The following is a 24,653-nucleotide window of genomic DNA, read 5'->3' on the forward strand; positions in this document are numbered from 1 at the left end:
TCGGCGGCGGAGTAGGGAATCAGTCTTCGTTCTCGTCGACTCGTTTTTCGGACGCTTTCGGTTCGTCATCGCCGAGCGCGTCCTCTCGATCGGTATCGACCTTCCCGTCGCGGCGGTCCCGCTCCCGCGCCTCCGGGTCGCGCTCCGCGGGGTCGCCGTGCCCGCCGCCGCCGGGGGTCAGGATCGAGACGGTCGTTCCGGCCGCGACGTCGACCGACGCCTTCGCCGGGACCGGCTCGCCGTCGATCAGGTTCCTGCCCGTCGCGCCGTCCTCGCCGCCGGCCAGTCCGGGCGGGGCGGTCCGCCGCCGTTCGGTGAGCAGCGAGACGGTCGCGTCCGTCTCGACGGTGACGGTCCGTTCGAGGCCGAGACCGCCCCGGTAGCGTCCGTCGCCGCCGCTCGACGGGCGCAGCGCGTACCGCTCGACGCGGAGCGGGTACGCCGTCTCCAGCGCCTCGACCGGGGTGTTGAGCGTGTTCGTCATCCCGACCTGAACGCCGTCCATCCCGTCCTTGCTCGGTCGGCCGCCGAACCCGCCGCCGATGGTCTCGTAGTAGGTGAACTCGCCCCCGCGGTCGCCGACGATCAGGTTGTTCATCGTCCCCTGCCCGGCCGCCGGGATCTCGTCCGGGACCGCCTCCGCGAGCGCGGCGAGGGTGACGTCCGTGACCCGCTGGCTGGTCTCGACGTTCCCCCCGACGACTGCGGCGGGCGGGCGCGGATCGAGCAGCGATCCCTCGGGCGCGGAGACCGATACCGGCTCGTAACAGCCGTGGTTCGGTGGGATCTCCGGGTCGGTGACCGCGCGGACGACGAAGTAGACCGCGCTCTTGGCGACCGAGAACGGGGCGTTGAGGTTGCCGTCCACCTGGTCTGCGGTCCCGGCGAAGTCGACATCGATCGCGGCCCCGTCGACGGTGACCGTCACCGCGACCGGGACGTCCGTGTCTGTCACGCCGTCGCCTTCAAGGACGTCGCTCGCGCGGTAAGTGCCGTCGGGGAGGTCCCGGATCTCGCGTTCGACGCGGTCGCGGGAGTAGTCGATGACGGCGTCGAACGCGTCGATCAGCGTCTCGCCGTGTTCGTCGAGGAGTTCGCCGACCCGCTCCTCGGCGCGCGCGTTCGCGGCCCGCTGCGCCCGGAGGTCCGCCTCGCGCTCGTCCGGGGTCCGCACGTTTGCGAGGATCAGGTCGCGGACGGCGTCGTTCGGCTCGCCGCCGTCTACGAGGCGGACCGCCGGGAGGCGGAGCCCCTCCTCGTAGATCTCCCGCGCGCCGGGCGGCATGCTCCCCGGCGCGCTGCCGCCGACGTCGGCGTGGTGCGCGCGCGACACGGCGTAGCCGACGATCTCGCCGTCGGGCGCGATCGGCGAGACCAGCGTCACGTCCGGGAGGTGCGTCCCCCCGGCGAACGGGTCGTTGACGACGAAGACGTCCCCCGGTTTCGGGTCCTTTTCGAGGACGACAGCGACCGCGTCGGGCATCGCGCCGAGGTGGACCGGGATGTGTTCCGCCTGCGCGACCATCCGGCCGTCGGCGTCGAACAGCGCCGTCGAGCAGTCCTGTCGCTCCTTGATGTTCGGCGAGTACGCCCCCCGGATCAACACGTGACCCATCTCGGCCGCGACGCTCTCGAGCTGGTTGCGGAGGATCTCCTGCGACACCGGGTCGATGTCGACGTCGCTCACGCGTCGCTCACCTCCGCGATCAGCGCGCCGTCGTCGCGCAGCCGCACGCCCCATCCCGGCGGGACGACGACCGTGCTCTCCGCGCCCTCGACCACCCCCGGCCCCTCGATCTCCTCGTCCGCCGGGAACCGCTCCCGGTCGTAGACGGGTGTCTCGTACGTTCCGTCCGGGAACACCGCCTCTCGGGTAGTTCGGGGTCCTGCGTCGCCTCCGCCGACGGATCCGATCGCCGGCGCGCTCCGGGGAACCGTCGCCGTCGCGCGGCAGTTCACGAGTTCGACCGGCTCGTCGGCGCGGTAGCCGTACGCCGACTCGTGGGCGGCCGCGAACCGCTCGCCGGCCGCCGCCGGGTCGAACGGTCGCTCCACGTCGACGGTGAGTTCGAAGCTCTGCCCGGCGTACCGGAGGTCCGCGGCGTACTCGACGCGCGCCGCGTCCGGGTCGCTGACCTCGCGCGACAGCCGGTCGGCCAACTCCCCGTAGACGGCGTCGACAGACTCGGCGTCGACCTCGCCGAGCGGGCCCTGTCGCGTCCGCACCGCGTCGCGGGTCTCGTCGGCCGCGAGCAGCCCGTACGCCGACAGGACGCCGGACGCGTGGGGGACGACGACCCGGTCGATGTCCAGCCCGTCCGCGATCGAGACCGCGTGCATCGGGCCGGCACCGCCGAACGCGACGAGACCGAACGCCCGGGGGTCGTGGCCTCGCTCGACGGTGACCGAGCGGATCGCGCGGCTCATGTCGGCGTTCGCGACGCGGTGGACGCCCAGCGCGGCCGCGACGGGCCCGTCCATCCCCGCCTCGTCGGCGAGGTCGGCGAGCGCGTCGCGGGCGGCCTCGGCGTCGAGCGACAGGTCGCCGCCGAGGTCGGTGTCCGCCCCGACGTACCCCAACACGAGGTCCGCGTCCGTGACGGTCGGCTCCGTGCCGCCCTTCCCGTAGCAGGCGGGGCCGGGGTCGGCACCGGCCGAGCGCGGCCCGATCCGGAGCGCGCCGCCGGCGTCGACCCACGCGATCGAGCCGCCGCCGGCACCCACCGTCTCGACATCGACCATCGGCGTCCCGATCGGCCGGTCGGCGATCACGGACTCCGTGGTCCGCTCGACCTCGCCGTCGCGGACGAGGCTCACGTCGCTGGAGGTGCCACCCATGTCGAAGGTGACCAGTCCGTCGCGGTCGGCGTCGGTCGCCGCCGCGGCGCTCGCGCCCACGACCCCCGCCGCGGGCCCCGAGAGGACGGTCGTCACGGCGTTCCGCCTGACGGTGTCTGCGTCGGTGACGCCGCCGTTGGCCTGCATGATCCGCGGCTGCGGGAGGCCCATGTCCCGCGCTCGCTCCGTGAGGCGACCGACGTAGCCGTCGATCGCCGGCCGGACGTACGCGTCGACGACCGTCGTCGAGGTGCGCTCGTACTCGCGAAACTCCGGCAGGACCTCGTGGGAGGCCGATACGGGGGCGTCGAGCGCCTCGCGCAGCCTCTCCGCGACGCGCCGCTCGTTCTCCGGGCTGGCGTAGGCGTGGAGGAGGCAGACGGCGACGGACTCGACGTCCGCCTCGCGGAGGTCGGCGACGAGCGCCTCGACGGCCTCCTCGGCGACCGGGCGCTCGATCCCGTCGGGAGTGGCGCGCTCGGCGACCTCGAACCGGCGGCGTCTGGGGACGAGCGGCGTCGGCTTCTCGGCGTCGAGGTCGTACAGCGACGGGCGGGTCTGTCGTCCGATCTCTAGGACGTCGCGGAACCCCTCGGTCGTCACGAGCGCGGTCCGCGCGCCGTCGTTCTCTAACAATGCGTTGACCGAGACGGTCATCGCGTGGGAGAAGTCGGTCACGCTCTCGGGGTCGATCCCGGCCGCCTCGCAGGCCTTCTCGATCCCCGCGACGACGCCCTCACTCTGGTCCTCGGTGCTTGGCACCTTCGCGGTGACGAGATCGCCGTCGAGCGAGAGCGCCACGTCGGTGAACGTCCCGCCGACGTCGACGCCGATCGCTCGGGCGTCCGTCGATCCGTCCGCCGTCGCTCGCTCGTCCGTCGATCCGTCCGCCGCCGTTCGCCCGTCCGTCGATCGCCCGCCCATCTACGACACCTCCGCGGCGTCGCGGACGGCCCGGACGCCGGAGAACGCGGCCTCTCGATCGCTTGGCATGGGATCGACTCGTTACCGGACGGACTTAAGGCCGCGCGGTCCACCGGCGCGGCGCGCTCCCGTTCCCCCGACCGCGGAGAAGGCGGCCGTTCCAGCGCCGCGACGAGACCGCGAACATCTTCGGGAACAGGCGGAGGGCGGAGGCGTTCCGTTATCCGACCATGGGAGCAGTTCCGGGCGGTATCGACGCGGCACGAGGACCGCCGATGACGGTCCCGCTCCGGCACTTCGTCGTCGGCCTCGCCCTCCTCGGGAGCGCCCTGCTCGTCGGAATCGGGCTGACCGTCGACGCGGTGCCGGGGCTGGGCGGTCTCGTCCACGTCCACCTGTTTCTGGTCGGGTGGGTGTGCGTGACGATCATGGGCGCGATGACGCAGTTCGTCCCGGTGTGGTCGGGGACGACGCTCCGGTCACGACGCCTCGCGAACGTCCAGCTCGCGCTGGTCGTCGCCGGACTGGTCGGGTTCGCGGCCGCCCTCGCGCTGGGCCGGCTCTCGTGGCTCGCGGGATTCGGCGTCCTGCTGCTCGCCGGGTTCTGGACGTTCGTCTACAACGTCGGGCGAACGCTCGCGACCCTCGACGAGTTCGACGTGACCGAGCGGCACTTCTCCGTCGCGCTCGCCTTCTTCGTCGCCCTGACCGGGCTGGGCGTCCTACTCGCCGCGGACCTCGAATCCGGGTTCCTCGCGGGCCTTGGCGTCTCTCACGCGGGCGTCCGCGGCGCGCACGTCACTCTCGCCGTCTTCGGCGCGGTGCTCACCACCGTCTACGGCGCGTTGTACCAGCTCGCGACGATGTTCACGCAGACGGAGCTACGCGGCATCGACCATCGGCTCCGGGCCGTCGAGGAGGTCGGTCACCCCGTCGGCGTCGTCGCGCTCGCGGCCGGTCGGCTCGTCGGGGCGACCCCGGTCGCGCGCGTCGGCGGCGTCCTGATACTGGTCGCCGCGCTGGCGGTCGCCGCGGTCCTCGCCCGCCGGCTCTCCGAGATGCGCGTCGAGCGCACGCCGATGCACACGCGGTACGCCGTCGTCGCGCTCGCGCTCGTCGCGTGGGCCGCGACCGCCGCGCCCGCGTGGCTCCGGTCGCCGACCGCGCCCGACGGCGTCCTCGGCGGTCCCGGCAGCGCGCCGGCCTTGCTCCTCGGCGTGATCGGGTTCGTGATCCTCGGGACGCTGTATCACGTCGTTCCGTTCGTCGTCTGGGTCCACCGGTACAGCGACCGGGTCGGGCTGGAGGCGGTGCCGATGGTCGACGACCTCTACGACGACCGCCTCGCGGCCGTCGACGGGATACTGCTGTTCCTCGGGACGGCGCTGCTCGTCGGTTCCGCGCTCGCCACTGACACGGCGGGCGCGACGCTCGCGGAGGGATCGTCCGCGACGGCGCTCGCCGGGATGGCGCTGGTGACGCTCGGCGTCGGCGTCTTCGCGGTCAACGCCGTCCTCGTGATCCGGCGGCACGCGCCGGGGTCGCTGGCCCGCGTCGCACTCGGCCGGTTCGCCCCGAGTCGGTTGTCCGGTGAGGGGGACGACGCCGCCGACGAGGTGACGCCGGCGGAATAAACACCGTCACGCTCTCGCGGACGGTCGATGCGCCTCCGGAGACAGTCCGCGACGCGATGCGCGACGTCGAACCGTTCGTCCGGTCGTCTGGGTTCGACGAGGTCGCGGTCGACGGCGAGACGGTGCGCGTGGCGAACGACGTGGGTATCGCGTCCATCGAACTGACGTTGGAACTCGTCGACGACCCGGACGCCGACCTCGCCTACGAGCAGCGCGAAGGGATATTCGAGTCGATGCGGACGGCGTACGTCGTGACGCCGACGGCAGACGGGAGCGAGGTGACCGCACGACGGCGTTCGCGCTCGACGTGGCGCTCGTCGGCGACTTCCTCGACGCCACCGTGATCGAACGACAGCGCCGGACGGAGCTGTCCGCGCAGTTCGACTGGCTCGAAGACCGGTGCGGAAGCGACGCTCGCGGCGAGGACAGTACTTAACCGACGCGGCGGCGACCGCCACGTATGCGCATCGCGCTCATCGCTCACGACGAGCTGAAAGACGAGATGGTCGCGTTCGTCGAGGCGCACGCCGCCGCCCTCGACGACTGCGAACTGGTGACAACCGGCACGACGGGCAAACGCATCGCGGAGGAGACCGGGCTGGCGGTCAACAGGCAGTCGTCCGGGCCGCTCGGCGGCGACCTCCAGATCGGCGCGATGATCGCGAGCGACCGGATCGACGGGGTCGTCTTCCTCCGCGACCCGCTGACGGCGCAGGCGCACGAGCCGGACATCTCGGCGCTGTTGCGCGTCTGCGACGTGAAGGACGTGCCGCTGGCGACGAACGTCGCGTCCGCGGAGATGCTCGTCGAGGGGCTGCTCGGCGACGATTCTCTCGACTGATACCGACGACCACGGTGATTTAAGCGAGCCGGCCGAACGGGCGGTCGATGACCCGTTCGCACCGCGCCCGCGTCGGCGTTCTCGCACTCGCGCTGCTGCTCGTCGCCGCGAGCGTCGGCGGCGGGGCGGCCGTCGGGAACGCCTCGGCGTCGGCGACCCACGCGTCGGGGGCGACGACCCACGCGTCGACCGCGGTCGACGGCCCCGCGACCGCTGTCGACGGCCCCTCGACCGCCGCGGACGGCCCCGCGGCCGCCGGGCCGGGCCTCGGCGCGAACGGAAACCGGAGCGCCCCGATCACCCGCTGTTTCGCCGGCGAGGGCTACCCGATATCGATCGGCGGCGAGGGCGGGGCGACGATGGAGGCGGTGCTCCACCTCTCCGTGCTGACCGACTCCGACGCGGGCAACGAGTTCGGCCTCGAAACCGCCGGACAGCTCGACGGCGAGTCGATCGTGACGCTCGCGGCCGGCGTCAGGCTGACCGCCCGGGAGGCGCTCGCGAACGGGGGCGACCCGTTCGCTGCCTTCGACGTGTTGTACACCTACGAGCTACAGCTCCCGATGTTCGACGGCGCGGTCGGCGACGCCGACTACGAGGACGACGGGTCGCCGATCGATTCGACCGCCGGGTCGGTCGCCTGCTGACTCACCGCCTCGATCCCCCGGATCCGACGCCGCCGTTGGCCGAGTCGGGCGGACGGACGCCGCGGACCAGCGCCAGCACCTCCTGTCGAGTCGCCTCGAAGCCGTCTCCGGTCGGGTACGCGCCGCCCGCGAGCAGGTACTCGCCGCGCTCCCACACCGCGAGCAGCGCCTCCACCGGAACCCGCTCGCCGTCGACCGCGCAGCGCCCGTGAAAGGTCGAGAGCGTCGCGCGCGACGCGTCCGGATCGTCGACCGCGAGGGAGCGGTCGTCGCGGTGTTCGAGTCCCGTGATGTCGCGCTCGGCGAGGCGGTCGCGGAACCCCTCGCGGGCCCGCGACTCGACGAGACGGGTCAGGGCGGGATTCGGACCGGCGTCCGGCGAGAGGCGGAGGCGGCTCGCGAAGAAGAACGGTCGCGGGGGCGGGCTCTCGCGCTCGTACCGCGTCGTGGCCGCCGTGACCGAGACCGGTCCCGCGGCGAACGGCCGCTCGGTCGTCTCCGCGACGAGCGTCCACCCGTCGAGGCGGTCGCGGGGGACGGCGGGCGGCTCCATGGGCGTCGTTCGCCGGCGAGACAGTTAAAACGGACCGCCGGTCAGTGGTCGTCTTCGCGCCACTTGTGCTCGCACTCGGTACAGACGAAGAAACGGGTCTCGGACTCGTCGGCCGCGCGGATCTGTTGCATGTACCAGTACGCCTGGTCGTTATCGCACTCGGGACACTGCGCGGTCGTCGTCGGCAGCCCCTTGTCCTCGGCGTCGCTCACGTCGACGATCTCGGACTCGACCTGCGACTCGGTCGTCCACTCGTCGTCGCCGCCGTCGCGGCCGATCTCGTAGCCGCAGGAGTCACACACCCAGTGGTCTTCGCCCTCGCCGGACTTCATCATGGATCCGCACTCGTCGCAGAACTTCATGCCCGAACCTACCGCGGATCCCATATAAGCGGCGGGATCGCAGACGAGCGGGAGCGCGCCCGAGCGTCCTACTCGCCGCCGTCGACGTGTTCGGCGAGCGCGAACCGCACGCGCTCCTCGTCGGGACCCTTCGTCTCCCGGCCGGTGACGACGACCTCGCCGATCTCGGCCGTGTTCGCGACGTGGGTCCCGGCGCAGGCGGTCCGGTCGTACGGCTCGTCGCCCTCGCTCGCGCCCGCTATCTCGACGATCCGGAGCTCCTCGATCGAGTCGGGGAGGAGGTCGATTCGCGTCCGCTCGGTGTCGAGCGTCGCCTCCGCGGTCTCGCGGTCCATCGTGTAGCTCGACACCGCCCGCGCGTCGGCGACGAGTTCGTTGAGCCGGTCCTCGATCCGGTCGAGGTCCGCGTCCGTGAACCGATCGTAGGCGGCGTCGAGCCGGGCGCGATCGCGGTACAGCTGGTTGCCGGTCGTCTGCGCGTCGAACTCCGCGAGCAACAGGGCCGACAGCAGGTGCTGTGCGGTGTGGTACCGCGAGTGCGCCGCCCGGCGGTCGGCGTCGATCTCGCCTCGCACTTCCGTCCCCGGTTCGGGCGGACCCGGCGGCTCTCCGTCCCCGCCCGCGTCCTCGACCGTGCCGAGCGCGTGATACACCGTGTCCCGCTTCTCGACGTCGACCACGCGCCAGACGCGGTCGCCGTCGGTCGCTCGCAGCGCGCCCGTGTCGTGGGGCTGTCCGCCGCCGGTCGGGTAGAAGTGCGTCCGGTCGAGGACGACCCGCGGCGGGTCCGAGAGGGCGCGCTCGACGGTCGCGTCGAACGCCGTCACGGAGTCGTCGTCGAGGTACAGTTGCTCGGTCACGGTCTCAGAGAGGAGCGCCGCGAGCAAATATCGATCGGCCGCGGTCGAGCGTCCGGACCTCGGACGCGCCCCTGTGTCCAGATCTCAGCCGCGATAGTCGGGAGTCTACGTTTATGCGTGCGCTCGCCGTACGTCGCGCCATGTTCGGGGGTGAGCGCGCGCAGAGCGAAGTGCTCGGGACGGTGTTACTGTTGGGGCTGACGGTCGCGGTCGTCGGCACCACGGTCGCGCTCGGCGGTGCCGCGCTCGACGACTCACAGACGCGGGCCGACCTCCAGCGCGTCGAGGGAGCGATGACGCAGATGGACTCCAAGGCGAGCCTCGTCGCGCACGGCGGGTCGCCGAGCCAGCGCGTCTCGTTCGGTACTCGCACCGGCACCGGCGACCTCTCCGTCGATCACGACGCGGGCCGGATGGTGATCGCCGAAAACGAGACGGGCGACGAGATAATCAACGCGAGCCTCGGCGCGCTGGTGTACGAACGCGACGGAACGCGGATCGCGTATCAGGGCGGCGGCGTGTGGCGAAGCGACGGGGACCGGAGCCGGATGGTCTCCGCGCCGGAGTTCCACTACCGCGGTGAGACGCTCACCGTCCCGCTGGTGACGATCTCGGAGAACGCGACGGTCGACGGCGACGGTGTCATCCTCACGAGCGAGGGATCGCCGAAGGGACACGTCGCTCAGAACCCGGTCGTCGACGACATCCGGGTGACAGTGACCGGCGACTACCACGAGGGGTGGGCCACCTTCTTCGAGAGCCGGACGGACACCCGGATCGTCGACCGCGGTGAGAACTCCGTGACCGTGTTGCTGCGGTCCGAGTTACGCGGCGACGGCGTCCGGTACTCGATGGGAACGTTTGGAACCAGCAAGTTCAATCTCAGGTCGATCGGATCGCTGACGGCCGACAGCTACGACTCCGGTGGGGCAGGCCCCAACGAGAGTCGGGACAACGCGGTCGTCTCCGCGGGCGGCGATATCGACTCCCCGAACGGGAAGGGGAACGACCCGACGTACGTAACGATCAAAGGCGACCTCCGCGCGCAGTACGACATCAAGCCAAATCCGAACGGGATACGGAACGGGAACCACCCGATCAACGTAACCGGGAACATCACCCAGCAGGCCGACATCGAGGACCCCAACCCGGTTGGGGGATACGTCTTCAGCGCGTTCAATAAGTACGACACCCGTTACGGCAACGTGACTGCGGCGAGCTACTCGTCATGGGCCGACCTCCGCGACGATACGCCGATCACGAGCCGGTCGTCCGTCGCCGATGGACTCGACGTCTCCGGCGGCAGCGAGACGTACCGCGTCGAGGACGCCGAAGTCATTGCTTCGGACGGCGACGAGGACGACACCGGCGCGGACGGGGACCTCTCCGTCGACGGCGGGACCGTCACCCTCAATGCGAGCGGGGGCCACGCCGGGTTTCGGTTCGACAACGCTGACCTGTCCGGCGGTAAGCTGGTCCTCAATGTCACCGACGGCGACTTGGACCTGCGCGTCGACGGCGACTTCTCGCTGAGCGGAGACGGAGCGAACCCGACCAAAATCAAGGTCGAAGGCGATGGAAACGCGCGTATCTACGTCGGCGGCGACCTCTCGCTGGAGGGGGCCTCGGAGGTGACCGTCGAAGAGAGTGCCGAACTCAGAGTGTTCCACGACGAGCCGGACGGGGACATTCAGATCGGTGACGGCGACGACGACACCGGCGTGTCGGTCTCGACCGGCACGAACGAACCCGCCAGCTCGTTCTGGCTGTTCTCGAACGCAGACGAGTTAGGGTTCGACGGTGACGACGCCCCGATCGATCTCACCGGCGTGGTGTACGCCCCGAACGCGGCCGTCAACGACGCGGAGGGCGACATCACCATCCGAGGGGCGCTCACCGTCGACAGGTTCAGCGACATCGACGACGCGCACTTCACGATCCGATACGACGAGGCGCTCGCGACCGCGGAGGTGTTCGACGAGGTCGAACAGGTGCCGACGATCAACTACCTCCACGTCTCGACACAGGAGATCCGGATTGAGGACGACTAACGCGGTAGGCCATCGCTCGCCGGGGGCAAGGCGACCACTTCAGTCGGAAAAGCCAACGTCAGCGATGGTCCGGTGTGCGACGAATCGGTCGTAGCGGTCGGCTACAAACGTTACTGTAATGTCTGCCGGGCCGTCCGTCGTCATCGATATTTGGTCGTGTTCCCCCGCTAGGTCGCCGTAATACCGCTCCCAAACGCTCGCCTGCGAGGAGTTGATCGAGAGTGTAATATTCGCAGCGCTGGCCCGAGCGTCGACCGGAACGTCCCGGTCGGTTCGCTCGCTCGTGACGAGGACCGTCCGGTCCCCGCCCACTGAGTCAGCCGGACCCGTGAGTCCGTATAGAGAGTAGACGATTGTGTCTCCGACGAGCAGGTCGGGTTCCCGGATCATGACGCCGTCGTCTCCTTGCATACGGAACACCGCGCCGTTTTCGTAGACGATCCGGGTGTCGCCCGTGCCGTGGAATGTGATCGATCCGCCCTCAGTGATCGCCGTTTCCGTTCCGGTATGGTTGAGTCGGAACTCAGATTCGCGGTCGAACGACACCCTGCCACCGCCGAGCCGGATCTCGGTCGCCCGATTCGGCACGCCGTCCCGGCTCAGGTCGTTGAGGTTGTCGTGGAGGACATCGAACGCGCGCTCGACGTTGTTGTCGCGCTCCGCGAGCTGGGCGTCCTCCAGCCCGCCGAGCCCGACGGTGAACGTGACCGCGATCGTCGTCGCGATCAGCGCGAACACCAGGACAAATCCCACGGTCTCGCTGACGCCGCGGTCGTCGTCTCGAAAGCCGGCGTCGCCGAGCCCCCTCATCGCTCTCTCACCACCACTTCGCCTTCGTCGTCCACCCCGCTGGGCGCATCCCAGTAGATCCGGAGGTCACCGCCCCGTACCGTGGCGTTCCGCACCGTGATCCCCTCGCTGGTCCGGAACGGGACCTCGACGGTCGCGTCCGCCTGTTCGCTTTCGAGCGCGATCGTGCCCGCCGAGCCCGTCGCCTCGATCCGGATCCGATAACCGGTTCCTGACACCCTGTCGGGGAGCGTCAGCGGCCGGTCGACGGTCAGGTTCTCGCGCGGCGGCGACGCGGTCGACGCGACTCTGTCGACGGTTCCGAGGTCGGCCGCGATCCGCTCGCCGACCACGGTGAGTTCGCCCTGCGCGGCGCGCTCGCGCTCCGTCTCGACGAACGACCCGCCCGCGACGAACAGCCCCGAGAGCAGCAGCGTCGAGACCGCGAGCGTCATGACGTAGCCGACGGTGACCGACACGGCGCGGTCCGTCCCGCCCGGACCCTCACGCATCGCGCTCACCCGGCGCGAGCCGAACCACGTCGCTGTAGGTCAGCTCCGGCGTCCGGTGGGTGAGCTCCACGTCGACGCCGTAGACGGCGTCGGTGACGTACGGCCGGGAGGAGGCGTCGAGGGGGGAGGTCCCGGCGCGCTCGTCGACCACGAAGCTGTACGTTCCGGTCGCATTGCCGCCGTTCTCGTGGCGGATATCGTAGGTGTCAGACGGATCACTTCCGTTCTGAACGCCCCCGGCCCAGACGAGTTCCGGAAAGTGCTGGCCGCCGACCGTGCCGGCGGTCAGGTCGATCGTGACGTTCCCGTCCCCCTCATGAGAGAAGGTCCTCGTAGTGTTGACCGTCGCGTTCCTCACCCGCACGTCGATCGCGTCGGCCGAGTCGTTTGACAGCGTCACCGACCAGTTCTCTCCCGCGCCGTCGGCCACGACAGCGAACGCCCCGTCCTCGCCGTCCGACACGGATGCCGAGTTCACGGTCAGCCGGTAGTTCCGCGTGCGGCCGACGCCGCTCACGACGGTCCAGTTTGCCGTCGTGCCGTCTGGGGCGGTCATGTTCCGGAAGCCGCTCTCGGTCTCGTTCTGCGCGACGAAGTAGCCCCGTTCGACGGTGGAGCGGTTCACGCTCACGTTCGCGATCACTCCGTCACGCGCCCGTAGACCGGCGACCGTGTGACTGTACGTCTTTACGCTCTCGTCGAAGTCGTTGAGGACGTCATCGCTGCTCCGGTTCCGGTGTTCGCGGTGGAGGATCCCGGCGAGGTCGTCGACGGTGTCGTCACGGAACTCGATCGCCTCCGCGCCCCCCGCGTCGGCCCCGCGGGTCGCGAGGTTCTCGGTGTAGATGACGGTGTTCAACAGGAGCACGACCGCGACGAAGAGGACCGCGAGCGTCAGCCCGGTGATCAGAATGATCTGCGCCCGGTCCTCGTCGGGGTCGGCGTCGACGTTCTCGCGCCCGCGCCTTCGGGGGGAACTCACATCTGCCATGCGGTGATACGCACCTCCACGACCGTGTACAGCGTGTCGCTCCCGCCAGCCGAGGGCGCGAGGTAGTCGTGCTGGCTCTCCTCGGCGAGCCGCGGCCCGGAGTACGTCGCGTCGCCCGGGTCGTCGACGCTGGCGTTGAATAGCCGGTCGTCGCCGTACAGCGCCACGCGCGTGCTCGCGGTGGCCGCGTTGTCGCTCGGCGATCCCATGTCGACCATCGTGGTGTCGCCCGTCCTGTTTCCGCCGTCCTCGGGGTAGGAAACCTGGATGTCGAAGGCGATCTGGCGGTCGCCGAACGCCTCCGTCAGCGGATCGTGGAGCGGGTGCGACGCCGGCGGGACCCCCGAGTAACTCGTCTCGTCGCCGCTGTCGACGAACTCGCCGTCCTCGTAGTACAGCAGCGCGGCCGTCAGGTTCCCGCTCTCTCCGGTCGTCATCAGCACGTCCTGTGCGGCGATCGCCGCCTGGTTCTCGACGTGCTGGTTCGACGTGCTCGCGGACAGCGGCGTGACGGCCGTCGCCTGCGTCGCGAAGATGAGGCCGGCGACCAAGAGCAGCGCCGCCGTGAACGCCTCTAACGTGTGGGCCTGCCCGCGGTCGTCCGGGAGGTGTTCGACGAACATCTCACCACACCCGCAGCGTGAGCCGGTAGGTCTCGGGATCCCCCGGGCTCTCGGGATCGTCGATCGTCACGATGCGACTGGCGGCCGAGACGCTCTCCGTCCGCGGCGGCGCGGACCCGGCGTGCATCTCGGTGACGTTCCCGTTCGATTCGAGCGGCTGGACCGTTCCGTCCTGCGTAACGGTGAGGTTGAGTCCGCGGCGGTCATCGACGCCGAGTTCGTCGTGGAGGTCGCTAGCGTTCGCCGTCCACGCGCAGTCCGACTCGTTTGTCGCCGCCCCCGTCCCGTTGAAGAACGCGAACGTACAGGCGTGCGACAGCGTTGCGGTCGAGCCGCCGGCGGCGAGCGACGACTCCGCGAGCCGCGCCGCCCCCCGCTCGGCGACGATGACGGTCGCGCCCTCGCCGACGGCGTACGGCTCCAACAGCGACGGGACGAACGCGAAGGTGAACCCGACCGCGACGAGGAACACCGACATCCCGACGACGAAATCGAGGACGGTCTGCGCGCGGTCGGTAGAGTCGAGCGTCCACCTCCCTGACTGCGTTCCTGACCGCGGCCGCGTCCCGCGCTCACCCGACATAGATCCACACCCCCAATGCGAGCGTCACCAGGACTACGGCGAACTTGACGCCGGAGATAAGCTCCGCGTCGCGGATGTAGCCGCTGATAAACCCGGAGAGGATTGCCTGGATAGTCACCGCGTGGAAGAACAGCATCGAGAGGACCTCGGGGTCGATGCTGCCGCCGCCGCCGAACCCCGCGCCGCCCGCGCTGCCCCCGCCGTCGCTCTGAGAGACCAGGTCGCCCATCACGTCGATGAACTGCGTCTGGAGGATGGCCATCACGCCGAGCAGCGTGATGTACGTCATCACGATGATCGCCACCTGCATCCGGGTCCGGGACTTGCGCTCGCGCTCGATGTCGTCCTGGTTCTCCGAGGCCTGCGCGGCCGTCGTCAACACGTCCGTTATCTGCGAGGAGGCCTCCTGCGCCTCCGTGATGAGCTTCACCGTCCGGGCGAGCCGCGGCACCGCGTAGGCGTTGTTGAACTCGACCAAGGCGTCCCGCAGGCTCATCCCGTAGTTCACCTTCGCGTGGACCACCTCGAACTCCTCGGCGAGCGTCCCGGTCGACGTCTCAGAGACCGTGCGCACGGATTCGAGCAGCGTCTGCCCGGTGTCGTTCGCGGAGGAGAGCTTTCGGAGCGTCTCGGAGAGCTTCCCCGTCACCGCCCGCCGCGAGCGCTGGTGCCACTCGTAGAAGACCCCGAGCGGTATCAACACGACGTAGAGCGGCACGTACACCCAGACGAACGCCGACCACACCGGGCGGTCGATCCAGCCGTCGAGCGTCGTCGGGGCCGAGCCGGCCGCGGCAGCGACGCCGACCAAGGCGAGCGCCGCGGGGACGGTCAACGCGAGGGTGTACAGGGGGTTCTCGCGCAGGAAGACGTGCGGGGCGGAGAGGATCTCCATCGTCTTGTGGGTCCCCTCGCGGTCGCGGATGCGGTCGAAGACGCCGAATGTCCCGGTGAACGCCTCCACCAGCCCGAAATGGAACAGTCCCTCCTGGCTCGTCTGTCGGAGCCGCTCGCTGCCGCCGTCCGGCTGGAGGAAGCCGTCGCCCGGCTCGTCCTGTTTCACCGTCGAGACCAACACGAGGAAGCCGACGCCGACGAGCGGGATCAGGACGTAGACGGTCGCGTACAGCAGGCGGTCGTCGGCCTCGCCCATCATCCCCATGATGACGAGGATGATGATGAGAAGGAGCGGGAACAAGGAGAGCGTCATGTACATCTCGCCGAACAGCTCCAGCGTCTCCAAGGTCATCTCGCGCTCCTGTTTCGACGTGCGGAGGTGTTTCTCCTTTTTGTCCTTCAGGAAGCCCTCCATGTCGCCGCCGGAGTTAACGATAGAGAGCATGTCCGCGAGGAACTGCGAGAGCTCGTCGGAGGGCGTCTCCAGCGACTGCTGGCGGATCGCGTTGCGGTAGTCGGTGCCGAAGTACTCCGTCTCGTTGACGATGCTCTGGAACTCGCGGGACACCTCGCCGTAGGTGTCCTCGGCGGCCGCCATGGCGCGCAGGATTTCGAGTTGGTTGAGTCCGCCGACGGAGAGGGCGTACATGAACGAGACGGAGTCGGCCAGCAGGAGGTTGATCTCCCGCTTCCGCGAGGACGCCCGGGAGTACGGGACCGCGAGGAGCCCGCCGAACCCGAGCGCGAAACCGATCGATCCGAAGATGAGCCCGCTGAGAAGCACCGCGGTCGGCACGACGAGCGAGCGGAGCAGCGTCCGTATCTCCGGCGTCGGCGCGGGAGCGCCGAGCGAGAGCGTCTCGGGGTCGATCAGCCCGAGCGAGAACACGCCGTAGCCGACGAGCGTGCCGAGCGCCCAGAGCGCCCCGCCGACCAGCAGGCCGACGCCGAGCGCCAACGAGACGTACATCTCGACCTGATCCGACATCCGCGCCTCGACGAGCTTGCGCTCGACGTCGCCCACGAAGTCGCCGTCGGGGTCGAAGAGGAGCTCGAAGACCGGGTAGAACAGCTCCGCGAGCGCGTTCGCGCCGAGTCTTCCGTCGCCCGCGTCCACGTCGATGCTCACGGCTCGGCCCTCACAAGAGACATCGTGTCACCCGTCCTCCGCAGGCTCTACGTCGCCGAACCCCCAGTCGTCGATGCCCTCGTCTGAGTCAGCGGCGGCCGAGTCGGCGTCAGTAGGGTCAGCTTCCGACGGTCCGCCCGTCTCGTTCGGTGCCCCCGAATCGTCCGACTCGTCGGCGGCGGGTCCGTCCGGGTCGTCGAGGGCGTCGTCCGCGGCGGAATCGGTAGCGTCGAACCCCTCGCTCACGTCGGGCCCCGTGCCCGACTCCGAGCGTTCCGCGGGCGACGAGAGCACGTCGACCCCCTCGTCGAACGGTTCCTCGAAGTCGATGTCGCCCGGATCGCCGGAGCCGTCGCCGGCCGCGGTCGCGCCCGCCTCGGCGGCAGTCCCGAAGTCGTCGTGCGCGGGATCGGACGGTGAGGCGTCCGGGGGATCAGGCGAGGGGGCGTCGGGATCGGAGTCGGTCGCTTCCGGCGGCGCGTCCGCGTCGACGGCGTCCGCAGCCGTGTCGAGACCCACCGCGTCCGTCGCGTCCGTCGCGTCCGTCGCGTCTGTCGCGTCCGTCGCGTCCGCCTCCCGAGCCGTTTCGGCGAGGGCCTCCCGGTCCCGCGTCGGCTGCGCTTCGACGTCGGGGGCGTGGTTCATTTCGAGGAGGGCGTCAGCGACCGAGTCCGGCACCTCGCCGCGGAACCGCTCGAACAGGTCTTCGGCCGAATCGAGTATCTCTGCGACCTCCGCCTCGGCCTCGGCGTCCGGATCGGGCCGCGGGACGAGCTCCTCCTTGTCGCGGTCGACGTTGATGAGGACGGACTCCATCTCGCGGAGGTCCTCCAGCGAGCGCTCCAGTTCGTCGTTGGCCATCAGCGCGAGCACCGTCTCGGGGTCGTTGATGAACGCCTGGAACGTCGCCGCCACCTGCGCGTAGCTGTTGAGTCCGCGGTCGATGAGGTACGCTAACACGACCCGGCGCTTGCGGAGTTCCTCGTCGAGTCGCTCCCGGCTCCAGCCCCGGTCGAACATGATGTCTTCGAGCGTGTTCGAGTCGCCCATCTGGAGGAACTCGTCCGTCTCGGCCTGCCACTGGAACACGTCCTGAACGTTGATCTCGTCGTTCTCGGCGTCGTAGTGGTTGATCTCGGTGATCGACTTGTTCCGACGCACCTTCTTGCCCTGAACGCGGGTCGACGTCTGGATGGAGACCAGATCGAGGGCCGTGAACATCGTCTTCGAGACGTTGATCGGGTCGGTGGTGAAGCGCTTGAGCACCTCGCCGACGGAGTCGGCGTGGAACGTCGTGTAGGTGGTGTGGCCGGTCGACATCACCTGGAAGGCGGTCCGCCCCTCCTCGCCGCGGATCTCGCCCATCACGATGTAGTCGGGGCGCTGGCGGAGCGCGGCCTCCAAGAGGTCGAACTCGTCGATGTCGCCCTTGTCGTCGTCGGAGAAGGAGGGGCGCGTGACGGAGGCGATCCAGTTGCGCTGGGGAAGCTCCACCTCGCGGGTGTCCTCGATGGAGACGATCTTCGCGTTCGAGGGGATGAATAGGGAGACGGCGTTCAGGCTCGTCGTCTTCCCGGACGCGGTGCCGCCGGCGAAGATCAGGCTCTTGTGGTTCTCGATGGAGAGCCAGAGGAACGCCATCTCGTCCAGCGAGAACGTCTTCCAGTTGATCAGGTCGATCGGGGTAAAGGGGACGTCGTTGAACTGGCGGATCGTGTAGTTGGTCCCGTGGTCGGAGACCTCGCGGCCGAGCGTGAGCTGGGCGCGCGAGCCGTCCGGGAGGGTGGCGTCGACCTGCGGCCTGCGCTTCGAGATCCCCTTCCCCGAGCGCTGCGCGAGCTTCACCACGAAGTCGTCGAGCTCGTCGGTGCCGTGGCGGACGTTCGTGATGATCTGCTCGTACTCCGAGTGGTAGACGAAGACGGGGGAGTTGTAGCCGTCACAGGAGATGTCCTCGACGTTGATGTCGTACTTGATCGGGTCGATCCGCTCGTAGCCGATGAAGTCCCGCTTGAGGTAGTACAGCAGCTTCTCGACCTGATGCTCGGAGAGCGTCTCGGCGTCCTCCGCGAGGACGGCCGGCTCGGGGCGAGCGCTAATCTTCGGCGGGTCCGAGGGCGACTCGACCGGCGGCTCGTACCCCAGCGACTCCGCGATGCGCCAGGCGATCCCCTCGGACGGCTCGATGCCGAACCGGTCGAGCAGCGCGTCCGCGATCCCGCGCTCGCCGCCGTCGTCCTCGTAGAGCCCGTAGCGGTCCAAAAGCGAACGCGTCTCCTCGACAATCACCTCCTCGCGGAACGCCTCGTCGCCGCCCGCGATCGACTCGTCGGCGTACTTGATCGACGTCCGGAGCTTGCCGGTGAGGAACTCCGTGAGGTCCGTCTCGATCTCAGTCCGGTACGGCTGGACCGCGTAGTACTTCACCTCGTTCTCCTTCGTCGACCGGAAGACGATGACGAACGCGTACGGCTTGTTCACCCAGTAGCGCTCTTTCTCACGGAAGTGCGTCTTCTTCGGCATCGGCACCGCCTTCTCTAAGTCGTACCGGTTCGTCAGCGTGGTGTGGCCTTCAGCGGTCGAGAAGAACGCGTCCTCGTCTATCTCGGGGTTGACGTCGACGGTCCGCTCGTCGACGAGGTCCGCGAGGTCGGCCGCGGCGCTCCCGCCAGCGCCGAGCAGCTCCTCGGTGCGGTCCGGATCGAAGCCGAGCGCCTCGGTCTTGTCCTCGTGGGTGAACGAAAGCGGCTCAGGTTCTCCCTCCTCGTTCTCGACCGTCGGCGGGTTCCCGTCCTCGTCGAGGAAGTACTCCTCGCGGTAGTCGTCCCACGTGTAGTACCCCTTCAACACCGGGACGGAGTAGGGGTCGTACCGGGCCGCACACAGGTCCCAGAGCACGTCGCCGACCGCCGCGGCCGCGCGGAATCGGTACTCGGTCTCGCCCGGGTCGAACCCGAGGAGAGATTCCGGATCGACATCGACTCGGTCCCACTCCTCTGGGGTCGGCACGCGCGACGGCACCGACTCGACGCGGTCACCGGGCGCGACTACGACCCCGGAGACACCACCGCGACGGGCGACGGGGTCGTCGAATACCGTGTCCGGATCGGGGGCGGGAGCCGGGGACGAGTCCTCGGCGGCGTCGCCGTCGCGGTCCGGGTCGGCCTCGTCGGGGTCGGAGTCGTCGCTCTCCTCGAAATCGTCGCTCTCATCGGAGTCGTCGGTCACGTCGGAGTTCTCGACTTCAACCGCCTCGCGCTCGTCCTCGGCGTCCGAGTCCGGCTCTCCGTCCTCGGAGGTCGCGTCTACCTCGCCGTCGCCTTCCGTCTCTTCCGCGTGGCTCGCGGGCGTTGGCGTCGCCACGAGGCGTTCCCCGGTCGGCACGACGGCCGAGCCGTCGAGCAGGACGGCGTCCGGACCGACGACCAGCGTGCCCCGTTCGGGGGTCCCGTGGCCGGGGACGGCGGTTTCGCCGTCGGCCTCGAAGGGCTCGTCGACGCCGGCGGCTCGGATCACCCCGCTGATGCCGTCGGGGAGGTGGAGCGCGACGGCGTCGGCCGGAACCGCCGGCGCGTCCGGCACGTCGGCGTACACGCGCTCCGCGGCGTCCCCGTGCCCTCGCTCCGCGAGCAGCGAGCGCCAGGTGTACCGGTCGGTGACGACCGGCGGCCCCCGCTCTGGTCCGTCATCCTCGCCGAAGGCGAGAGATCCTGTCGCGTCCGCCGACTCTCCGGTGGCGGCCGTCTCGGTCGCTGCGTCGGCAGTCGCCTCGGTCGGTGTGTCGTCGTCCGTCGAGTCCACCGGTTCCGTATCCGCGTCCGCGCCCCGCTCGTCGCGTTCGCCCCGTTCGTCGCGTGGGGACGCGTCGGACGCCGATCTATCGCCCTCCGGGCCGGTCCGCGAGGCGGAGCGCTCGGCGTCCTCGTTGCTCATAGTTACGGAAACGCCGTTTCCGTTGAAAAAGGTGTCTCGCAAAACACCGAGATTGATAATCGACCGCGGACGGGCGGGTTTTACGTCCCCGCGAACCGATCGCCGTCCGTGCCACGCTCCGAGCGGTTCTCGCGACTCCGCCGCCTCCGACGACTGCGGCAGCCCGCGGTCAGGCGGCGAGTCCGAGCGGCTATCGCCGAGGAGCTGCTCGGGACGCCGCGGAGCCTCGCCGTCGTCTGCGCGTTCACCGGGTTCATGCTCGCGGTGGGAGTCTGGTACTACGTGCCGACCGCAAACGAGGTCCCGGTTCCCTTCTGGCCGCTGTACGCGGACTCGGCGGTCGCGGTCGCGCTCGGCGGAGCCGTCCTCGCCGGAATCGCGCCGACGGTCCGGCGCGGTGGCGATATCGGCGTCGACATCCCGGTCTCGCGGGCGTCGGCGTACCTCCAGACGGTCGCGTTCGTCTGGCTGGTCCAGTTCGGCGTCTGGCCGCTGGTCTCGCTCAACCTCGCGTTCGGCGAGTACGTCGCCGCCCCGGACGCGTGGATCTACTACTGGGGCGTGATCGGGACGCACCTGCTTTTCGTCGGGCTGGCGCTCCTGTTCCCGGCGTTCGGACGGACGACGCCGGGGGCGCTCGCGACGGCGCTGGCGCTCGGCGTCGTGAACGTCGTCGTCGACTACTGGCTCGGCTACCATCCACCCCTGTTGTACGAGCCGGGTCCCGGACTGGCGGCCGCGACGCTCGCGATCGCCGTCGGATCGGCCGCGCTCGCGTCGCACTCGTTCCGACGGCTGGGAGAGGGGACGAGCTGAGAGGCGCTCGGAAAAGCGGAGTCCGACGAGCGCCCGTTAAATAGTCTCAACAGTCCCGATAATCACTATTTAAATAGTATAAGAGGGCGCGGCGGGATCCACGCGAGCGAACGAAGTGAGCGAGCGTGGAGCCAGTCGCGCCCGTGACTGAGCGGAGCGAAGGAACGGGCGCGACGGGATTCGAACCCGCGATCGAGAGGTTAGGAACCTCTCGCCCTGTCCGCTAGGCCACGCGCCCAAATCGGGGAGAGAAGACGGAACGGCGGAAAGCGATCGGTGTGGGATCCGGAGTTACGCGCTGGTTTCCTTTTCGGTCTCGGTTTCGAGGTCCTCAAACTCGTCGTCCTCGTTGTCGAGCGTCGACTCCGTCTCGTCGTCGTCCATCTCCTTCAGTTCCTCTTCGATCTCCTCGCGGCCCTTCTTGAACTCACCCATCGCCTGCCCGGTCGACCGGGCGAGCTTCGGGATCTTGTTCGCCCCGAACAGCAGGACCAGCACGAGCAGGATGATGAGGAGCTCGGGCCCCACCGGAAGACCGCCGAACAGTGGAATCACACTTACCATCTCTGTCTCGCAGTAACCCTGTGGCGACTATAGTCTTTTTGCCTCTGCCGGAACGCCGCCGTCGAAACGGTGATACGCCCGGCCGACGACGACCAGATATGCCACACGTCGGCGACGACGCTCCCGACTTCACCGGATCGCTCGTGGACGGCGACATCGCGCCGTTCGAACTCGCCGATCACCTCGGCGACGAGCCGGTCGTGCTCGCCTTCTTCCCGGCCGCCTTCTCGAACACCTGTACCGACGAGATGGAGGCGCTCCGAGACGAATTCGACCGCGACGACTGTACCCTGTTCGGCGTGAGCACCGACCTCCCGCACGCGCTCGCCGCGTACCGCACCCAGTACGAACTCCCGTTCGCGCTCGTCGGCGACCCCGACCACCGCGCGATCGAGGCGTACGACGTGATCGAGGACTTCGAACACTACGGCGTCGAGACGGTGGCGCAGCGAGCCGTCTTCGTGATCGACGCGGACGGGACGGTGACGTACCGCTGGCTCGCGGATAACGCCGGACAGGAGCCGGACTACGACGCGCTCGACGAGGCGGTGGCGGACGCGACCGCCTGAGGCGAACTCGGTCCGACCGGACCGTTCCCGCGCTCAGGCGGCGTCGCGGAGCGCGTCGAGCGCCTCCGGGTTCTCCATCGAGGAGAGGTCGCCCGGGTCCTCGCCGTTGTAGACGGACTCGATCGCGCGCCGGATGATCTTGCCCGACTGCGTCTTCGGGAAGGCGTCGACGAACAGCAGTTCTCGCGGCCGGAACGGCTTGCCGTGTTCGTCGCCCACCAGCGCCCGCAGCTCCTCGCGGAGGTCGTCGCTCGGCTCCGCGTCCGGTTCGAGGACGACGTACGCGACGACCGCGGTCCCCGTGGTGTCGTCCGGGACGCCCACCGCGGCCGCCTGGTTGACGGCGTCGTGGTCGATGAGGACCCCCTCGATCTCGGCGGGACCGACCTTCCGCCCGGCGACGTTGAGCGCGTCGTCGGCGCGGCCGTGGAGGAACCAGAAGCCGTCGTCGTCCTTCTGCGCGAAGTCGCCGTGGTCCCACAAGTCGGGCCACGTCGACCAGTACTCCTCGAGGTAGCGCTCGTCGCCGGACCACAGAGACTTCGTCATCGACGGACAGGAATCGCGCGCGACGAGGTAGCCCCGCTCGCCGGACTCCCTGACCGACTCGCCCGTCTCGTCGACGATGTCGATGTCCATCCCGAGTCCCGGACCGCCGAGCGTACAGGGTTTGAGGGGTTGGTTCGGCATCGGCATCAGGAAGCAGCCGCAGATCTCCGTCCCGCCGGAGATGTTGACGATCGGGCAGTCGCCGCCGCCGACCGCGTCGTAGAACCACCGCCACGACTCGGGGTCCCACGGCTCGCCGGTCGACCCCAAGATCCGGAGCGAGGAGAGGTCGTGGTCCTCGATCCACTCGTCCCCGTGCTTGCGGAGCGCGCGGATCGCGGTCGGCGAGATGCCGAACTGCGTGATTCCGTGTCGGTCGATCAGCTCCCAGAAGCGGTCCGGCTCGGGGTGGTCGGGCGCGCCCTCGTACATCACCACCGTCCCGCCGAACGCGTGGTTGCCGATGAGCGTCCACGGGCCCATCATCCAGCCGATGTCGGAGACCCAGAAGAACCGGTCGGCAGGCTTCTGGTCGAACCCGAAGTGGATCTCCTTGGCGCACTGCGTGAGGACGCCCGCGTGGGTGTGAACGATGCCCTTCGGCTCGCCCGTAGTCCCGGACGAGTACAGGAGCATCGACTCCTGATCGCTCGGGAGGTGCTTCGTCTCGTACGTCGAGGGCTGCGAGCCGACCGCGTCCTCCCAGGTGCGGTCGCGGTCGTCGTCCCACGGGACGGAAGGCACATCTCCGTCGTCGCTCGCGGGCGTCGCGCCGAGCCGATCGTACACCACGACCTCCTCGACGTGGCCGGCGTCGTCGATCGCGTCGTCGGCGGTCGCCTTCAGCCGCACCTCGTCGCCGCGACGGTAGAAGCCGTCGCCCGTGAACAGCACGGAGGGTTCCCCGTCGTCGATCCGGGTCGCGGTCGCCTCGCGGCCGAACCCGGAGAAGATCGGCACCGCGATCGCGCCCACCTTCAGGCAGCCGTAGAGGATCGAGACGACCTCGGGCACCATCGGCATGTACAGCCCGACGGTGTCGCCGGTCTCGACCCCCGCCTCGGTCAGGTAGTTCGCGACGCGGTCGCTCTGTCGGCGAAGCTCGTGATACGTTATCTCGCGGACGTCCCCCGGCTCTCCCTCCCAGAGCAGCGCGACGCGGTTGCGGTTCGGCGAGTCGGCCGCGGCGTGGCGGTCGACGACGTTGTGCGCGACGTTGATCTCGCCGCCGGGGTACCAGTCGGAGAACTGCGGGCCGTCGGTGTCGTCCCGGACGGTGTCGTAGTCGGTGTAAAAGTCGATGTCGAGGTAGTCGACGATCTCGTCCCAGAACCAGTCGACCCCGGACTCCGGTTCGCCCGGGACCTCCGAGGTGGTGCGGCGGATTAGCTCCTCGTAGTCGTCGACCCCGTACTCGCGCATGAACGCCGCGACGTTCGTCGACTCCGCGAACGCCTCGGTCGGCTCGTGTACGACCTCGTCTATCCCCTCGTACTCGTCCATCTCGTCCGGGGATTTTCGCGGCGACAGTAAGTAACTTTCCTGAACGATTCGCGGGGAGCGCGGTCGACTCGATCGCGCCGAGCGACTACCGCGAGTTGACGCACTCGCCCGCGACCTCGACCGTCCCGCCGCCGACGACCGTCGTCGCGTCGTAGAGCTGGCAGGTGCCGGCGTCCCACGCCAGTCGCCCCTCCCAGTCGGGACCTGTCACCGCGACCTCGTGGCGACCGGTCGCCCCGACGACCACCTCGAACGCCCGGGCGACGCCGGCGTCGACCCGGTCGGACTCCTCCTCGTAGGTCGTCCCGTCGTCGCCCTCGACGACGACGTCCACGTCGACCGGACCGTCGCCGTCGTTGCGGACCGTCAGGTCGAGGCGGCCGGGGTCGTCCGATCCGAGACAGCCTGCGACCCCGCCGGCGACTACGGTCGCGCTCGCGGCGAGGAGTCGGCGTCGTTCCATGGCGGTCGCTCGTCGCGACGGG

At 69.5% G+C, this 24,653-nt stretch carries 21 protein-coding genes, 1 tRNA gene and 1 pseudogene; 7 read left to right on the forward strand and 16 right to left on the reverse strand.

The window, feature by feature from the left end; genetic code table 11:
- Nucleotides 1-19: 19 nt before the first annotated feature.
- Together QOL69_RS16655 and QOL69_RS16660 are read right to left on the reverse strand one after the other, a co-directional pair.
- Nucleotides 20-1,687, reverse strand: a complete 1,668-nt coding sequence (locus tag QOL69_RS16655; RefSeq protein WP_283404090.1) for a hydantoinase B/oxoprolinase family protein — start codon at nucleotides 1,685-1,687, stop codon at nucleotides 20-22.
- Nucleotides 1,684-3,762, reverse strand: coding sequence for a hydantoinase/oxoprolinase family protein (locus tag QOL69_RS16660; protein WP_283404091.1), 2,079 nt, complete (start codon nucleotides 3,760-3,762; stop codon nucleotides 1,684-1,686). Before QOL69_RS16660 ends, QOL69_RS16655 begins: the two co-directional genes overlap by 4 nt.
- 275 nt (nucleotides 3,763-4,037) lie before the next feature.
- Here QOL69_RS16660 and QOL69_RS16665 point away from each other — a divergent pair, with 275 nt between their 5' ends.
- The 4 genes and pseudogenes from QOL69_RS16665 to QOL69_RS16680 all read left to right on the forward strand — a co-directional run bounded on the left by QOL69_RS16665 (nucleotide 4,038) and on the right by QOL69_RS16680 (nucleotide 6,884).
- Nucleotides 4,038-5,396: a heme-copper oxidase family protein gene (locus tag QOL69_RS16665; RefSeq protein WP_283404092.1), complete on the forward strand. Its 1,359-nt coding sequence runs from the start codon at nucleotides 4,038-4,040 to the stop codon at nucleotides 5,394-5,396.
- Nucleotides 5,393-5,832 (forward strand): annotated as a pseudogene (locus QOL69_RS16670) (SRPBCC family protein). The gene QOL69_RS16665 and the pseudogene QOL69_RS16670 overlap by 4 nt, the downstream one beginning before the upstream one ends.
- Before the next feature lie 24 nt (nucleotides 5,833-5,856).
- Nucleotides 5,857-6,237: a methylglyoxal synthase gene (locus tag QOL69_RS16675; RefSeq protein WP_048076610.1), complete on the forward strand. Its 381-nt coding sequence runs from the start codon at nucleotides 5,857-5,859 to the stop codon at nucleotides 6,235-6,237.
- Nucleotides 6,238-6,284: 47 nt separating this feature from the next.
- Entirely contained in the window at nucleotides 6,285-6,884 is a 600-nt protein-coding gene (locus QOL69_RS16680; protein ID WP_283404094.1) for a DUF7332 family protein, read from the forward strand.
- Nucleotide 6,885: 1 nt separating this feature from the next.
- Here QOL69_RS16680 and QOL69_RS16685 read toward each other — a convergent pair whose 3' ends face one another.
- The 3 genes from QOL69_RS16685 to QOL69_RS16695 all read right to left on the reverse strand — a co-directional run bounded on the left by QOL69_RS16685 (nucleotide 6,886) and on the right by QOL69_RS16695 (nucleotide 8,659).
- Nucleotides 6,886-7,437 (reverse strand): DUF6517 family protein, encoded by a 552-nt coding sequence (locus QOL69_RS16685; RefSeq protein ID WP_283404095.1) that lies wholly within the window; start codon nucleotides 7,435-7,437, stop codon nucleotides 6,886-6,888.
- 41 nt (nucleotides 7,438-7,478) lie between these two features.
- Nucleotides 7,479-7,799 carry a transcription factor S gene (locus QOL69_RS16690; RefSeq protein ID WP_283404096.1) on the reverse strand — a complete coding sequence of 107 codons (321 nt, stop codon included), beginning with the start codon at nucleotides 7,797-7,799 and terminating at the stop codon, nucleotides 7,479-7,481.
- Between the two features lie 68 nt (nucleotides 7,800-7,867).
- Nucleotides 7,868-8,659, reverse strand: a complete 792-nt coding sequence (locus tag QOL69_RS16695) for an alanyl-tRNA editing protein (protein ID WP_283404097.1) — start codon at nucleotides 8,657-8,659, stop codon at nucleotides 7,868-7,870.
- A gap of 140 nt (nucleotides 8,660-8,799) precedes the next feature.
- Here QOL69_RS16695 and QOL69_RS16700 point away from each other — a divergent pair, with 140 nt between their 5' ends.
- Entirely contained in the window at nucleotides 8,800-10,710 is a 1,911-nt protein-coding gene (locus QOL69_RS16700) for a DUF7289 family protein (protein ID WP_283404098.1), read from the forward strand.
- A gap of 39 nt (nucleotides 10,711-10,749) precedes the next feature.
- On the opposite strand, the gene QOL69_RS16705 is transcribed toward QOL69_RS16700, so the two are convergent.
- From QOL69_RS16705 to QOL69_RS16735, 7 genes are all read right to left on the reverse strand, one after another.
- On the reverse strand, nucleotides 10,750-11,520 hold the full coding sequence (locus QOL69_RS16705) for a DUF7289 family protein (protein WP_283404099.1): 771 nt from the start codon (nucleotides 11,518-11,520) through the stop codon (nucleotides 10,750-10,752).
- Nucleotides 11,517-12,011 (reverse strand): DUF7266 family protein, encoded by a 495-nt coding sequence (locus QOL69_RS16710; protein ID WP_283404100.1) that lies wholly within the window; start codon nucleotides 12,009-12,011, stop codon nucleotides 11,517-11,519. Before QOL69_RS16710 ends, QOL69_RS16705 begins: the two co-directional genes overlap by 4 nt.
- Complete coding sequence (locus QOL69_RS16715) at nucleotides 12,004-13,002, reverse strand: DUF7261 family protein (protein ID WP_283404101.1); 999 nt, start codon at nucleotides 13,000-13,002, stop codon at nucleotides 12,004-12,006. Before QOL69_RS16715 ends, QOL69_RS16710 begins: the two co-directional genes overlap by 8 nt.
- Nucleotides 12,990-13,625, reverse strand: a complete 636-nt coding sequence (locus QOL69_RS16720; protein ID WP_283404102.1) for a DUF7288 family protein — start codon at nucleotides 13,623-13,625, stop codon at nucleotides 12,990-12,992. Before QOL69_RS16720 ends, QOL69_RS16715 begins: the two co-directional genes overlap by 13 nt.
- A 1-nt stretch (nucleotide 13,626) precedes the next feature.
- Nucleotides 13,627-14,103 carry a DUF7287 family protein gene (locus QOL69_RS16725; protein ID WP_283404260.1) on the reverse strand — a complete coding sequence of 159 codons (477 nt, stop codon included), beginning with the start codon at nucleotides 14,101-14,103 and terminating at the stop codon, nucleotides 13,627-13,629.
- A 94-nt stretch (nucleotides 14,104-14,197) separates the two neighbouring features.
- Complete coding sequence (locus QOL69_RS16730) at nucleotides 14,198-16,234, reverse strand: type II secretion system F family protein (RefSeq protein ID WP_283404103.1); 2,037 nt, start codon at nucleotides 16,232-16,234, stop codon at nucleotides 14,198-14,200.
- A 27-nt stretch (nucleotides 16,235-16,261) separates the two neighbouring features.
- Nucleotides 16,262-20,167 (reverse strand): type II/IV secretion system ATPase subunit, encoded by a 3,906-nt coding sequence (locus QOL69_RS16735; RefSeq protein WP_283404104.1) that lies wholly within the window; start codon nucleotides 20,165-20,167, stop codon nucleotides 16,262-16,264.
- A gap of 108 nt (nucleotides 20,168-20,275) precedes the next feature.
- On the opposite strand from QOL69_RS16735, the gene QOL69_RS16740 reads away from it, so the two are divergent.
- Nucleotides 20,276-20,983: a DUF1405 domain-containing protein gene (locus tag QOL69_RS16740; RefSeq protein ID WP_283404105.1), complete on the forward strand. Its 708-nt coding sequence runs from the start codon at nucleotides 20,276-20,278 to the stop codon at nucleotides 20,981-20,983.
- A gap of 165 nt (nucleotides 20,984-21,148) precedes the next feature.
- Here QOL69_RS16740 and QOL69_RS16745 read toward each other — a convergent pair.
- Nucleotides 21,149-21,221, reverse strand: a tRNA-Arg gene (locus QOL69_RS16745).
- A 53-nt stretch (nucleotides 21,222-21,274) separates the two neighbouring features.
- The gene (locus QOL69_RS16750; protein ID WP_048076601.1) at nucleotides 21,275-21,547 is read right to left on the reverse strand and encodes a Sec-independent protein translocase subunit TatA/TatB; all 273 of its coding nucleotides are present in this window, start codon (nucleotides 21,545-21,547) and stop codon (nucleotides 21,275-21,277) included.
- A 98-nt stretch (nucleotides 21,548-21,645) separates the two neighbouring features.
- Here QOL69_RS16750 and QOL69_RS16755 point away from each other — a divergent pair, with 98 nt between their 5' ends.
- Nucleotides 21,646-22,116 (forward strand): redoxin domain-containing protein, encoded by a 471-nt coding sequence (locus tag QOL69_RS16755; protein ID WP_048076600.1) that lies wholly within the window; start codon nucleotides 21,646-21,648, stop codon nucleotides 22,114-22,116.
- A gap of 33 nt (nucleotides 22,117-22,149) precedes the next feature.
- On the opposite strand, the gene QOL69_RS16760 is transcribed toward QOL69_RS16755, so the two are convergent.
- Both QOL69_RS16760 and QOL69_RS16765 read right to left on the reverse strand, forming a co-directional pair.
- The gene (locus tag QOL69_RS16760; protein WP_283404106.1) at nucleotides 22,150-24,168 is read right to left on the reverse strand and encodes an AMP-binding protein; all 2,019 of its coding nucleotides are present in this window, start codon (nucleotides 24,166-24,168) and stop codon (nucleotides 22,150-22,152) included.
- A gap of 85 nt (nucleotides 24,169-24,253) precedes the next feature.
- Complete coding sequence (locus QOL69_RS16765; protein ID WP_283404107.1) at nucleotides 24,254-24,631, reverse strand: hypothetical protein; 378 nt, start codon at nucleotides 24,629-24,631, stop codon at nucleotides 24,254-24,256.
- Nucleotides 24,632-24,653: the final 22 nt, after the last annotated feature.

Source organism: Halorubrum sp. DM2, assembly GCF_901686465.1.
Lineage (GTDB): Archaea > Halobacteriota > Halobacteria > Halobacteriales > Haloferacaceae > Halorubrum.